General features: G+C 63.8%; 20 protein-coding genes. 13 read left to right on the forward strand and 7 right to left on the reverse strand.

The annotated features are described in order from the left end of the window. From CXQ96_RS17435 to CXQ96_RS17475, 9 genes are all read left to right on the forward strand, one after another. The coding region (locus tag CXQ96_RS17435; RefSeq protein WP_219816166.1) for a hypothetical protein at window positions 1-249 on the forward strand (249 nt) is incomplete at its 5' end. Continuing rightward, window positions 242-628 carry a hypothetical protein gene (locus CXQ96_RS17440; protein WP_104119287.1) on the forward strand — a complete coding sequence of 129 codons (387 nt, stop codon included), beginning with the start codon at window positions 242-244 and terminating at the stop codon, window positions 626-628. The genes CXQ96_RS17435 and CXQ96_RS17440, both read left to right, overlap by 8 nt. Before the next feature lie 111 nt (window positions 629-739). Next, a complete protein-coding gene (locus CXQ96_RS17445; protein ID WP_181036537.1) occupies window positions 740-1,042 on the forward strand; it encodes a hypothetical protein in 303 nt (100 codons plus the stop codon). 75 nt (window positions 1,043-1,117) lie between these two features. Continuing rightward, the gene (locus CXQ96_RS17450; RefSeq protein ID WP_104119288.1) at window positions 1,118-1,321 is read left to right on the forward strand and encodes a hypothetical protein; all 204 of its coding nucleotides are present in this window, start codon (window positions 1,118-1,120) and stop codon (window positions 1,319-1,321) included. Window positions 1,322-1,614: 293 nt separating this feature from the next. Next, entirely contained in the window at window positions 1,615-2,097 is a 483-nt protein-coding gene (locus CXQ96_RS17455; protein WP_146070936.1) for a P27 family phage terminase small subunit, read from the forward strand. Beyond that, window positions 2,094-2,441 carry a hypothetical protein gene (locus tag CXQ96_RS17460; protein WP_104119291.1) on the forward strand — a complete coding sequence of 116 codons (348 nt, stop codon included), beginning with the start codon at window positions 2,094-2,096 and terminating at the stop codon, window positions 2,439-2,441. The genes CXQ96_RS17455 and CXQ96_RS17460 overlap by 4 nt, the downstream gene beginning before the upstream one ends. Window positions 2,442-2,523: 82 nt before the next feature. After that, on the forward strand, window positions 2,524-2,685 hold the full coding sequence (locus CXQ96_RS18525; RefSeq protein ID WP_181036538.1) for a hypothetical protein: 162 nt from the start codon (window positions 2,524-2,526) through the stop codon (window positions 2,683-2,685). Between the two features lie 8 nt (window positions 2,686-2,693). Continuing rightward, a complete protein-coding gene (locus CXQ96_RS17465; RefSeq protein WP_219816167.1) occupies window positions 2,694-3,749 on the forward strand; it encodes a hypothetical protein in 1,056 nt (351 codons plus the stop codon). A gap of 375 nt (window positions 3,750-4,124) precedes the next feature. After that, window positions 4,125-4,337, forward strand: a complete 213-nt coding sequence (locus CXQ96_RS17475; protein WP_104119294.1) for an AlpA family transcriptional regulator — start codon at window positions 4,125-4,127, stop codon at window positions 4,335-4,337. On the opposite strand, the gene CXQ96_RS17480 is transcribed toward CXQ96_RS17475, so the two are convergent. The 7 genes from CXQ96_RS17480 to CXQ96_RS17505 form a co-directional block, all read right to left on the reverse strand. Next, complete coding sequence (locus CXQ96_RS17480) at window positions 4,338-4,847, reverse strand: hypothetical protein (protein ID WP_104119296.1); 510 nt, start codon at window positions 4,845-4,847, stop codon at window positions 4,338-4,340. A gap of 12 nt (window positions 4,848-4,859) precedes the next feature. Then, window positions 4,860-5,357, reverse strand: coding sequence for a hypothetical protein (locus tag CXQ96_RS17485; RefSeq protein ID WP_146070937.1), 498 nt, complete (start codon window positions 5,355-5,357; stop codon window positions 4,860-4,862). Window positions 5,358-5,830: 473 nt separating this feature from the next. Further along, window positions 5,831-6,343 (reverse strand): AlpA family transcriptional regulator, encoded by a 513-nt coding sequence (locus CXQ96_RS17490; RefSeq protein ID WP_104119300.1) that lies wholly within the window; start codon window positions 6,341-6,343, stop codon window positions 5,831-5,833. Between the two features lie 59 nt (window positions 6,344-6,402). After that, window positions 6,403-6,576: a hypothetical protein gene (locus tag CXQ96_RS18530; protein WP_181036539.1), complete on the reverse strand. Its 174-nt coding sequence runs from the start codon at window positions 6,574-6,576 to the stop codon at window positions 6,403-6,405. A 616-nt stretch (window positions 6,577-7,192) separates the two neighbouring features. Beyond that, on the reverse strand, window positions 7,193-7,774 hold the full coding sequence (locus CXQ96_RS17495; protein ID WP_104119302.1) for a recombinase family protein: 582 nt from the start codon (window positions 7,772-7,774) through the stop codon (window positions 7,193-7,195). A 325-nt stretch (window positions 7,775-8,099) separates the two neighbouring features. Continuing rightward, entirely contained in the window at window positions 8,100-8,612 is a 513-nt protein-coding gene (locus tag CXQ96_RS17500) for a hypothetical protein (protein WP_146070938.1), read from the reverse strand. Between the two features lie 534 nt (window positions 8,613-9,146). Beyond that, entirely contained in the window at window positions 9,147-9,656 is a 510-nt protein-coding gene (locus tag CXQ96_RS17505; RefSeq protein ID WP_104119306.1) for a helix-turn-helix domain-containing protein, read from the reverse strand. A 175-nt stretch (window positions 9,657-9,831) separates the two neighbouring features. On the opposite strand from CXQ96_RS17505, the gene CXQ96_RS19145 reads away from it, so the two are divergent. From CXQ96_RS19145 to CXQ96_RS18205, 4 genes are all read left to right on the forward strand, one after another. Then, the gene (locus CXQ96_RS19145) at window positions 9,832-10,035 is read left to right on the forward strand and encodes an AlpA family transcriptional regulator (RefSeq protein WP_104112174.1); all 204 of its coding nucleotides are present in this window, start codon (window positions 9,832-9,834) and stop codon (window positions 10,033-10,035) included. A gap of 111 nt (window positions 10,036-10,146) precedes the next feature. Then, window positions 10,147-10,482, forward strand: coding sequence for a hypothetical protein (locus CXQ96_RS17515; RefSeq protein ID WP_104119308.1), 336 nt, complete (start codon window positions 10,147-10,149; stop codon window positions 10,480-10,482). 181 nt (window positions 10,483-10,663) lie between these two features. Continuing rightward, the gene (locus tag CXQ96_RS17520) at window positions 10,664-11,086 is read left to right on the forward strand and encodes a hypothetical protein (protein ID WP_104119309.1); all 423 of its coding nucleotides are present in this window, start codon (window positions 10,664-10,666) and stop codon (window positions 11,084-11,086) included. Window positions 11,087-11,147: 61 nt separating this feature from the next. Then, on the forward strand, window positions 11,148-12,284 hold the full coding sequence (locus CXQ96_RS18205; protein ID WP_146070939.1) for a hypothetical protein: 1,137 nt from the start codon (window positions 11,148-11,150) through the stop codon (window positions 12,282-12,284). Window positions 12,285-12,494 lie beyond the last annotated feature (210 nt).

Below are 12,494 nucleotides of genomic sequence, written 5' to 3' on the forward strand. Positions count from 1 at the left end.
AGAGTGGACCACCGAGGTCCCACCCGATCGGCCGCGGCCATGAGCGAGGACCGCGACCCCACCGACTACGGGCTGAGTCGCCAGCTGGTCGAGCGCCCCGCCCGCAGCTGCGAGGCAGGGTGGCTTGGCGAGACCGCCGAGGGCCTACCGATTCCGTGCCCCGAGTGCCGGCCCTGGCTGTACCGGGGCAAGGCACACCACCACGGGCGCATCATCCACGCAGACAGGAAGGAGCCCGTCAGTGGCTGAGGACTTCACGATCAGGTTCCGCTGCACAGGCAGAGGCACGCACGCATCGAGGGAGCTGAGGTTCCTTGAGCGTCACGTGGACGGTGGCGCCACACATCGCGCGTACCTCGACCGCATCAGCACCGGACGCAAAGCCCCGTACACGTGGGGTCAGTACCCGATCAGCATGCCCTCCCACCGTGAAGGGAAGCGCTTAGGAGATGACGACTGGGCTGTGTGGAACGGTGCCTCCCACAACGACGGGGATAACCCGAACATGTGGCGGATGAAGTGCCCGTCCTGCCGACTCGACATGCAGTTCAAGTCTGAGAAGCTCGCCGGCTACATGGATGGTCTCCATGAGCTGGGCAGATCGTCAGTGGACCTGTCTAGACTGTAAGCAGCATAGGAGCCATGCTCCTTACAGGTCAGCCGCGAATGGCCTTACGCAACCGCGGACGAAGCCGGGTCTACAGCTCGGAGAGTTCCCCTCGTCCGAAGGATTCGCGCCATGAGCCCAGCCGCTCCCCACATCGCCGCACTCCGCAGCAAGGTCGCAGGCCTCACCAGGTCACGCACACCCGATGACCCCGAGTACCTCACCGCCCGGCAAGCACTAAAGACCGCAGTGCTGTCCGCCCGCATCACCGCCGGCCTCGCCTCCGATCCACCCCTCACACCCGAACAGATCAGGCACCTCGCCTCTCTGGTCACAGTCGCGCCCTCACACACCCTCAGTTCGAACCTGACGGACCAGGCAGACAGTCGCACCCGCCAGCACGGCAAGACCACAGCGACCACCACACAGCGATAGAGGCGACGACCTCGCGACACATGAGCACCAAGCCTCAGCTCACACCCACACCACACACTCGATAGGACACAGACCATGACGACACTCACGATCACCACCACCAACGGAACCGCTCACACCTACTCAGGCCTCACCCTCGACGAAGCACAGCAGCGCCGCGACAGCCTCAAGCACGCCAGGTCACAGCAGCATCAGTGGTGGAGCACCACCAACGGCACCACGACCGACGAAATCAACCCGCAGATGGTCACCACCATCAGCATCGACACCGCCGTCTAATGCCTGACGAAACCCACCAGCACAGGACAGACCCCAGCCGACCCACGGTCACTGCCTCAGAAGCCGTCAGCTCAAACCTGACGGCACAGCACGACGGCAAGGCTCCACGGGCAAGCGGACAGGCTGCGAGAGCTGAGAGAACCGCACAGGGACCCGGGGGGAACCCCCCTCCCGCACCCCCCATCAGTACCCACGGGGAGACAAAATCGCAGCGAGGCACCGAAACCAATTTGCGTCAGGGGGTGGCCTGAGTGCCGTCCGGTGGGCAGAACAAGAAGCCGTACCTCCAGGCTGTGAGGGAAGGGAACCCCGGCGGGCGTCCCCTCGATCCGGGCGTCGTGTTCCCGCCTGTCGCGCCGGTGGAGCCGGACTGGCAGGAGCGCTTTCCGGGCTCTTCGGACGGCGAGAGCCGGTTGCGGGCTCGTTGCGCGGAGCTGTGGACGATGCTCGGTGAGACCCTGCATCGTTCGGTCGGTCTGACCCTTCAGCAGCAGCATGTGCTCGAGGAGTTCGTGACCTGTGTGGCGCGCATCGAGCAGTGTGAGCGCCAGCTGTCGATCGACGGGCTGATCATCAATGGTCAGCGCGGGCCTGTGCGGAATCCGATCGGGACATTCCTGAATCAGTACCGGGCCCAGCTACGTGGGCTGACTGCCGAGCTAGGCCTGAGCCCTGCCACGGCCGCCCGCCTCACTGTCCGTCCCTCGGAGGACGAGGACGACGTGTTCGACACCCCCGAATCCATTGCTGCGTCATTGAGGAACGGCCGGCAGTGAGCGGGTCGGAGGTGACGCAGTTGACGGCGACTGTGCGGATGGTCCACCTGAACCGGCGCCAGGTCACCAGGAACATCTATCGGCAGTTGGACCGCCTGCGGTTCGGCAGGGACACGGAGGCGCTGATGGAGTGCCGGCCGTTCGGCAGGGTCCGATCCGGTGACGTGGACCCCCGCACCAAGAAGCGGGTGTGGGCGCACGAGTTCCTCGCCATCACCGCGGACGGCGATCTAGTGCGTGTGCAGTTCACCTGGCTGGGCTGGAGCGAGTTCGAGGCCGCCGGTAGCCCTGTGCCCTGGCTGGACCCGCCAAAGCTTCCGCTGATCGTGCTGGGGGGTCGGTAGCCCGCCTGTACAAGAGCGGCCCGCCACCGAGTGCGGGTGCGCTGTTCACTCATCGCAACATCACACGTTAGGACCAGATCACATGGCAGGTATTGATCAGACCACGATCGACAGCTTCAACGCCCTCGTTGAGCGAGTTGAGGTGCTGGAGAAGACGGTTGCTGAGATGCAGCCCGAAGCGCAGACAGCCGCAGACAAGGATGCCGGCCTTGCGCAGGCCCGGAAGCGGGGATTCATCAAGTGAGCACCGCAGTGAGCACTGCATCGGTCACTGAGCGGATGTACGACTGCATTCCTGGGCTCCGGGAGAAGCAGCGCATGGCGCAGGTGCTGCGCGAGTTCCGGTACAACAAGGGCACGGTCATCACCCGGCACGAGGATGCTGCGCGCGAGGAGGTGAAGGCGACGATCCTGAGCCTCGTCACGGCCGGCGAGGTCGTGCCCGATGACGTCTCGCAGCCTGTCCTCGACGCGCGCCGGCTCGATGAGCTGGCGTCTCTGCGGTTGCAGGCCCTCGGGAATCTGGCCCGGCAGGAGTCCGACTCGGAGGCGTCGATCCTGGCGCAGGGTCGGGACAAGGGGTTTGCGTTCCTCCGGGAGGAGCTCAGTCGGCTCATCGCAGAGGTGCGGAAGCTCGCACCGACCCTGAGTTCCGTTCGGTCCGCTGATGAGGCGATCGGGCACGGCGAGGAAGCAACCGCGGCGTGGCGGCGTCTCACGGAGCTTGTGTCCGAGTACGACGAAATCCGTACGCTTCAGTTCGAGCTGAGCAAGGAAGCCGTCGTCACCCGTGATCGGTTCCTCGAGGGTGGCATCCTGGCCGACGCGATCGACACGCTGGATCGGTGGGTCGATCGGCGGCGTACCTCGTTCTCACGTCGCGCTGAGGGTGGAGGATTCTCCAACACGTCGCTTGGTACAGCAGGCGCAGCCTATCGGGCGTGGCTCGTGGAAGGGCTGCCCGCGGAGGGCATCCAGTACACGACGGGTTGGTGGCCGAAGGATGAGTCCAGGCCGCTGCACTTGCTGCACATCGCGACGAACGCGAAGCCGTGGCTACCCACCGCTGATGAGCTGATGGAAGCCCTGGACCTGGCGAACACGGCAACAGGTTACGTCTCGGAGGATCGTCCGGCGGGACAGGAGCAAGCCCGCGCTGCTTACTACCAGCTCACCGGTGCGAAGCCGCGCACAGCGCTGCCTGAACCGTCCAAGGTGGTTCGATCGGGGTTCCCGTCTCAGACGCAGCAGGCCGACTTCCAGCGGAAGCTGCGAGGTGCCGCAGCGCGGGACGGTCACCGCCGTTGACGCGACGGGAAGCCTGGAGGTGGTGGGCGTGAAGGCCCCCCGCCTCCGGGCTCTGCCTCGAACCTGGGCGGGTCCCGATGGTCAGCGTGTCGCCGGCGTCGTGCTGCTAGTCAGTGGGCGGCCGGCAACCAAGCTTACGCATGCGCAGGCCGCGGCCCTGGCCGATCGTCTGATTGATGCAGCGGAAGCAGCGGAGAGAAAAGTGGCGTCCGACGCCTGAAACGGTGCCGTCCTATCAGGGGTGGCACCGTTCAGCGCGGTCCAGCGATGCGCCGAATCGGGCCCGTGAAGCGGTTTTGCTCCGCCGTCGAGCACCTTTGCACCACCCGCGCGTCCCGCTGAATCCCCGCCCGGGATCTCGCTAGCGTCATCACCATGACCACCGCAAAACCCTGCGACTGCGCGCAAACTGACGAGCTGCTGACCACGGCCGCCGTAGCCTCCCGACTCTTCCTATCCGTGGGCACCCTCCAAAACTGGCGCTCAGCCGATCGAGGAGGGCCGCCGTACGTGAAGGTCGGTGCACGAGTCCGCTACCGGGCCTCAGACCTGCGGGAGTGGATTGAGCAGCTGTCCGACGAGGGGTAGCTACTCACCGATGGACGTCGGGTCGGGTCGGAACTCGCTTGGCTTCAGCTCGAACTGCAGATGCTTCTTCAGCCGCGTAGGAGTGGCGATCCAATCCAAAGTGATCACCAGCTCACTCCAGTCCCCCGGGGGTACTTCTGCCCAGTAGTCCACGGAATCGCCAGGCTGCACCACGGCCAGCCAGTCGTGCTGTTGGTAGGCAGAGGTGGGGCTGTTGATCCGAGTCGCTAGACCGCTCCTGCCCGACGACGAAGACAGGGTGAGACGAAAGGCAGTCGCGTCTCCAGCGTTGGCCAAGGTGCCTTCCACGCGGATATGGCCATCGGTGCCTTCCGTCTCGGCGAAAGGCCCTACCGTCACGACACGCGCCCTGACGGTGAAAGCCCAGTCAGCTTCCGCCCGCGACCGATTACGGGCCCAGCTGCCGACGCTCCAGGCGATAGCAGTGCTGACAGCTGTGGCGAGGGCAACTGACGCGGCAACGGCCTGCCAGAACACCTCATCGTTCATCTACCGCACCTGCTAGCGCGAGAGCGCACATAGGGCCGCGTTGAAGTGGGGGAGCATTGCACACGCTTCCTCGTCCTGAACACGCGTCGCATCGGTGCTCGCAGGGAATCGGAGGACGACGTCGCGCATGGTCACGTTGAAGCGAATGTCCCGCGGCCACGCAGCATTGCGACCAGGGAAGTCAGCGACGTCCACCACCTGCAACGCCTTCACCTCATTGAGTCCGTACACCTCAGTAGCCACGTCGGTGGTGAGGATCGTTGAGTACAGCAGCTGATGAGCGGTGGCAATGACGACTTCACCCTCATACGTCGTCTCGCCCTCTTCATCGGAGCCCTTCTGCACGGTGTGTCCGACGTAGAGAATCGGCTCCTCACGAAGGACGGTGATGGCTTGAGCTGCCACCTTCCGCAACCAGATCGGGTTCTCGTTGAGTGGTGGTCCCGGCCATTCGTGCCCTGAATCTGAGATGCGGGCAGCTAGATCCTGCCCGAGCTTTAGTGCATCCATGTGGTCCCCTTTGGCTCTAACGTCATGCGCCGGCCGCCCCTGTTGTGCGACGGCAACCTAGTTAGAACCTAGTGCCCCTGGCGCATCCGATCGCATCGAGCGACAAGTGCACTCATGGACCTAGATCACGGCACACCTCATGCACTTTTCCGGGATGCATGAGGTGTGCCGTCCTAGTCCTCCCTTTTGGGCACCTCGAACCGTGCGCAGAGGAACCATGATGAGGGCCGGTCAGCTGCGCTCATCACTCCAACTGCTGTACCCGGAGGCGATCACTGCAGCCGCGCGAAACTGCCGACCTGACGGAGCAAGCTGGGAACTTAGGTGCCCTAAGTTGAAACGGCCGCGTGCAGAGCAAGCTATGCGTTTATGTGCCATAAACGGCGCGGCCGTGCACGAGCTGCGCGCGTGGTCCCTGTGGGGGCGCTGCGCTGGGCTGAAAGGTCGGCGCCAGGGCGCAAGGAAGTGAGGGCCTACGAGGCCCAGTGCCACCAGCGTTTACGTGCCGGCGGTTCGGTCCGCTGCGCGACGTCGGCCGAGCCGGAATTGTTCGAGGATCGATCGGGGGACGTAACCGCCGACGCCTGCTCCTGGACAGGCTCAGCGCGTCCGCTTTCGAGCATCCGCAGTGCCATCCGCAGGTCCGCAGCGTTGGTTTCAGCCGCAGCGGCGATGCGCTCCAAACCCTCGGCGCGGGCACGCTCTACGGCCAGCAAGGACTCCAGCTCACGCACGCGCTCAGTGAGCCTGTCATCGGTCGTGGTCGGCTGCTCGGCGGGCTGCTCAGTGGGCGCGCTCAGCGTCGGGTCGGTCGGTGTCAGGCCCACGGCCAGCAGATCCTCCAGCGGCACACGCCAGAGCCCGTCAGTGTCCTTGTACGCGTTCGGGAGCTTCCCCTGTTCCCGATACCTGCGCATGGTCGATCGGGAGACGCCCGTGCGTTCGGCGGCCTCGGAAAGGGTCCATGCGGGCCGGCGGTTACTCATGGGCGTACAGGCTCAGTGGGCATACGGCAGGTGGGTAATTCCCAGTGGAAGACACGCGGCTAGATCTTACGGCCAGTGTGGGTCTTGTACATGAGCTTGTTGGTGCGCTTGTCACGGCAAGGGAACCGTCGCGGTGCGTGACAGACCGGGCATTCTTCGGGGTTCTTGTCCGGCCAACGCCGTGGGACGCGGATGACTCCGCCGCCCATCGAGGTGCCAGTCTTCTTACCCATGGGATCAAGGCTAGCGCCGGCCGATAGCGTGAGACGCGCCACGCCGCTTAAAAGCGATATCCCCGCCAGCGCCAACCAGCAGGGATATCTTTCAAATCAGAGACAACGCAATAGTGAGAGTGTACCAACTGCGCCAACGGTTGGACATGTACGCGCGGTACAAGTGCTGAGCCGCGTGTCACCTGAGAGGGTGGCGAAACCAAAACACTAAGCGTGGCCCCGCCCACGCCGCTGCCCGGGTTAGAGCCGGTTCAGCTTGTCGAGCCATGAGGCAGGGTCTTTCACCGGAGTGAGCAATCCCCGGGATCGAAGGGACACCAGGGCCAACTACCGGGCGCACTACTGCACGCGCCTAGTCAGACCTCATGGCATATGCCGTCGTCGCACCCGCCTAACCGCCGGTGCCAGCTAGAAAACCCACACGCCACACCTACACCGGTGCCGTCGTTTCGCTGCCTTGAGTCTCCATCCTTACCCGTTGGAGCATCAAGGCAAGCCCCTGCCCGCCGCCTCCCTGCCCAGTGCCGCCGGTTTCTCCCAGCAACCTCCTGACAGCCGCCGAGCAGCTCCCAGCCCCGCAGCTACCTAACGGTCACAGGCACCGGGTACAGGACACTCAGCCCTCACCAGGAGCACGCTGCACGATTCGATAGACCGACGACCTTGACACTCCACAGAGCTCCGCAATCTCAGACACCGTGTGCCGGCCGCCGCGGTGCAGCTCCACCAGGTGCGCCTCCTGCGCTCGGCTCAGTTTCGGCTGCCTGCCCCGCAGCCGGCCTTTCTCCTTCGCTGCCTGCATACCCTCACGCGTGCGCGCCCGGATCAGGTCAGACTCAAATTCCGCGACCATCGCGAGGACATTGAACAGCAGCCGGCCCACGGGATCGGCAGGATCATGGATGCTCCCGCCGAGGTTCAGCCGCACACTGCGCTCCGTCAGCTCCGCAACGATGTCCCGCGCATCTGGCAGTGACCGCGCGAGCCGATCCAGTTTCGTCACGGCCAGCGTGTCACCAGCACGGCATGCGGCCAGCGCCTCGCGCAACCCTGGTCGGTCCCGGTTGCGTCCCGTGAGTCCGTGATCGACGTAAATCCTGTCCACGGGCACACCGAGCGCCTCGAGGCCGGCCCTCTGCCCGCTCAGGTCCTGTCCCGTGGTCGAGACGCGGGCGTAGCCGATGAGGTGAGCTGTCATGAGCGCGACTGTAGCGCTGGCAGTAGCAACATCTCAGATCCCTGCCCACGTGCTGGAATGCCGCAGCATGGCAATGTTGCTGTGCTGCAATCCGAAGAATCTAGCGGCCATGAATCCTGCCGTGCGGCAATCCTGCGATGCTGCAATGCGGGAAAGCTGGCCGGCAGGAATCTTGCCGTGCGGAAAATCACGCAAGATTTTATGCCGCGTGGGTATACACCACGTTCATGGTGCGATTTACTAGAGATAGCTCCCCTCCTGCTGGGTGGGTTGAGAAGTAGAGGCCAGGACCCCCGTGTTTAGCGGGACCTGGCCTTCGCGCTATCTAGATCGAAATGTCGATGCGCTGCACGGCCCCGTTGTACAGCTCCAGCCACGTGTCGTTGTCCGCCTCGGCGTCCCCCATCGCCCCCAGTACCTGGTCGGGAATCCACAGCATTGGCTCGATGGACGGCAATTCGATGTCCACGCGCAGGCTCTTCGGGATGGCCTTGCTACCGCGCAGGTACTCGACCAGCGCCATGTCCCGCTTGTTCAGCGAGTGAGTGCGCTGCTCCAGAAACACTCGGGTCACCTCCAGCTGGCCCAGCTCCCACAGCAGCCGCTCCATGCACTTGGCTCGTGCGTGCTCCTGCTTCCGCGAATCCAGCGGGGTTCCGACGACCACCATGTGGGCCATGTCGAAATCCGTAACCAGGCCTGTCACCTGCTTTTTCTCGCGGTCCTCCATATCGGTCCAGTGCAGCTTCCGTGCGCCCTTAGGCAGGACGGCACGCAGCTCATCTCGCGCCGGCTCACAACAGGAGGGGTCCGCTACGACCGCGGCCAGAAGGTACATGCGCTCATCCTCAGCGGACGGCCGCATGCTTTCATCGACCCACGCGTGAAGCTCGAAGCTGCTACTGGACTCTGGCACTCGTGAATTCTCCCAGACAAGAGCGACAACTGACCCTGTAAACGGCGCTCACATAAGGTGCCTTCACCGGGCACAAAAGCGGGACACCTATCTAGGACCCCCTGGAGCTCCGCCCGACGCGGCCTGTGCCGGTTTTCATAGCCGTCTGCACAGCGCCGCAGGTGTCGCGCTGGAGGATCGGCATATGGGACGCACAATGACCCTGCTCAGGGCCTGCTCACTGAGCGTGCTCACCGGCCTACCAGCGTGCTCAGGCGGGTGCCCAGACACCCGCGGCACAGATCATCCGCGGGTGATTTCCGGAGGTGAACGGTGGCATGCGGGACGGTTGAAGTGGCCCCCCTGCTCAGGCTGCTCACGTGGGGTGCCCAGCGGGCGCGCTCAGCATTTCAGCCAGCGCGCTCAGTGAGCGTGCTCAAGGTGCCAGATGCCTATGGTTGCAGGGAACTAGCCTGCTCAGCTGGGCTGCTCATCGGGCGAGCCCAGATCCATGGCGGGCTGCTCAGGCTGGTTGCCATGCCATACCGCGTTCAGCGCCGAGGCGACCGATTCAGCCGCTGCCGAGGTTGCCGCACGCGCCGCAATCAGGTCATCCTGCGCACTCCTCAAGGTGCTGCCTAGGAACGCCACCCGTTCCATGCCTCCGACGCTGGAGGTGTTGGCTGTCAGTTCCGTGATTTCAGGGCCAGACATGGCCAGGTGTTCCGTCACTTGAACCTCAGTGCCGGCCGCGGGGATAAGGAGGTCCGAAAAAGAGCAGTTCAGTAGCTTGCAGATAGCCAGCATGTCCGCGGCCACCCACGCTCTGCGCCCTGCCTCCGCCACCGACACCGTTGCGACGGACCAGGGCTTTGGGAAGTAGGCCGCTGATGCCGCCCCCAAGTTTTCTTGCGTGAGGTTGGCCCGCTTCCGCAGGGCTCGCAGGTTCGTCCCGATCACCTGCTCAACACTTTTCATCTCGTCCATGCCAGACCCTTTGCCCCTGCCTACTCGCTCGATTCAGTGAATCCGTGAAGCTCCGTGAGCTAATTATGCATTGAAGTTGACACCCTCGCACAGGCGGTGCGAGGATTGTCAGGTCAACACATTTACATAAGTATCACACGTTTTGAGTTAGATCATTGAGTACAGGGGGTAGGTCTTGGCAGCATCACAGCTTGAACAGGAAGAGCCGTATCTCAGCCTCCAGCAGCTCGCGGAACGTCTGAACGTCTCCGTATCAACCGTCCGCAGCTGGCGTGCACATGGGCAGGGTCCCCGCGCAATGAAGCTCGGCCGGCAGGTTCGCTTCACGATCGACAGCGTGCGGGAGTGGGAGCAAGCACGGCTGGACCCGCCACGGTAGATCGACCCTCCGCCGAGGGGCGGAGCTCCGCACCCAACAAAGCGAAAACCGCGGCGCTGTCTCAGCAGTGCACCGCGGCTCTCATCGAATCCACATGATTAGAGGTCTCAGATGAACATTAACGACGACCAGAACACAGTGCAACGAGGCATGTACGCGGGCAGCGCGCCCGCCGGCTGGGCGGACACCACCGCCGGCCCGCTGGAAACCCACACAGCAGCAGGTCCGAAGGACTCGCACTACCTCAACGGCGCGATCGTCTCAGTCGCAGCCGTATGGGACGAGGATCAAGGCGTCACACTCACCATCACGCGGGATGCTGACGACCACCAGGAGATTGGTGGACTCACGCCCGAACAGGCGCGTCAGATCATCGCTTCGATGCAGCACATGCTCGCTGACCCTGCGGTGGCTTCCAGCCTCGAGGCTGTCGGGCAGGTGAACTGACATGGATTGGACTCCACCCGTCCGCCCGGTCGGATTCGAGTACGCCGCCCTCTGCTGTGAATGCGGTGCGCGCCGCACAGTTCGCATGGGTGGGCCGCTCAACCGCCGGCCCCGAGGGTTCGTTGGGCACACGTACAAGGAGAGGATGACCTGCGATCTGAAATGTAGTGCCGGGTGCGGCATGACCAAGCACGCCATCATCGAAACCGGCGTCCCGACAGCTCGCCGCCCTCTGAACGAGCACGAGGAATGGTCAGGGCTCGTGGAGCTTGCCGCAGCGCACAACGTCACCATTCGGGTCCTCGGTAAAAACTGCAACTGGCACAAGGGGGAAGCGGCGCGCGTCATCCGCTGTCTTGAGCTAGATGAGACTGACCTGCTGATTTCGGAGCAGTGCACGCCACTGGAGCGCATCGCCGCTGCGCACCATGTCCTACTCCAGCTCATGACGACGGAGGACCGCGACCTTCGCTGGGAGCTCGTGAGTGCCAAGCGTTCGCCCTACGGCCGTGCCTACGCCCACAAGAGCTACTTCACCGACGATTGGGTTTCCCTCTCCAACCAGGGCAGCGAGATCCACACCGAATCGAAGGGGTGGGGATGAGCATGACATCGACCAGCCCAGTTCAGGTCGCGCCTCACGCGCCACGGGCAGGAGGTAGCTGATGGAGAAACCGAGCAAGCTTGACTGGCAGAAATCACTGCGCGGCGTGGACCTCTCCCATGCCGAGTACAGAGTCCTCATGACCATCAGCACGTACACGGACGGCAATCTGCGGAACGCCCGTCCTGGCCTGTCGCGCATTATTGCGGACGCATGCGTGAACGCGAAGACTGCGCGAGCGGCCTTGAAGTCTCTGACGACCAAGGGATACCTGATGTGTACGGGGGAGGGCGGGAACCAGTTCGGGAAGGGCAAAGCGAACGTCTACGCGATCCCGCTCTCCGTTCCGAAGGTGGGTAGTGACTCCCTCTCTTCGGACACGGGCAAGGGTGCCACTGAGTGGGACCCTTCCAACTCTCCGAAGGGTCCCACTCAGTACCCCCCTTCGGAGGCTTTGAAGGGGACCAGTGACTACCCTCCTTCCGATCCCGGCGAGGGAGGTACTGATTCCCGTCCAAGGGTCCCAACCATTCCCTTGAAGGGTCCCAATGATTCCCCTTCAAGGGTCCCAGTCACTGGGACCCCATCAGGTCATTCATCAGGTTCTCTATCAGGTAAAGACTCTTCGTCCGACGCTGGCGCGTCCGACCATGAGCCGGACAGCTCAGCACCGATCACTGATGCTGGCCAGAACAACCCCGCACCAGTGACGGGTAGCAACGACGCACAGGAAGACTCGTCAGCCGATGCGCCTGCATTTAGTGCCGACGTCGAAGAGCTGTGCAACCACCTCGCCAGACACATCAAGACGAACGGCAACAGAGTCCCCACGGTCGGCATCCGGTGGAAGCAGGCAGCCGACCGACTCATCCGCATCGACGGGTACACCCCAGACCAGATTCGCCAGGTCATCGACTGGTCACAGCATGACGAATTCTGGCAGGGGAACATCCTGTCGATGAGCAAGCTCCGCGAGAAGTTCGACACCCTCAAGACCCGGATGTTCAACGAACGTAACCGACAGGTTGCAGCTACCGTCGCCGGCCGATCAACGAGCGAGCAGCGCATCGCCGAACTGCAAGCCCTCAAGGGCCGGCGACTCGACAGCACCGACCCCTCCCACGGCTCCTTCCTCAGCGATCCAGGGAAACTGACGATCCTCGGAGACGTGATCCCACAACTACAGCTGCCCGACTAACGTCCCACCCTCACCACACGAGCAAGGATCACGCGATGAAAGCAGTAGGCGGCCCGCAGTGGCCCACCCACCGCGGCAAGCAGTACCGACGTCGACGCGGATGTCAGACACCGTTGCCGCAGCAGCAGGAACCAGAGTGGACCACCGAGGTCCCACCCGATCGGCCGCGGCCATGAGCGAGGACCGCGACCCCACCGACTACGGGCTGAG

Source organism: Arthrobacter sp. B1805 (genome assembly GCF_002929745.1).
In the GTDB taxonomy this organism is placed as follows: domain Bacteria; phylum Actinomycetota; class Actinomycetes; order Actinomycetales; family Micrococcaceae; genus Arthrobacter_D.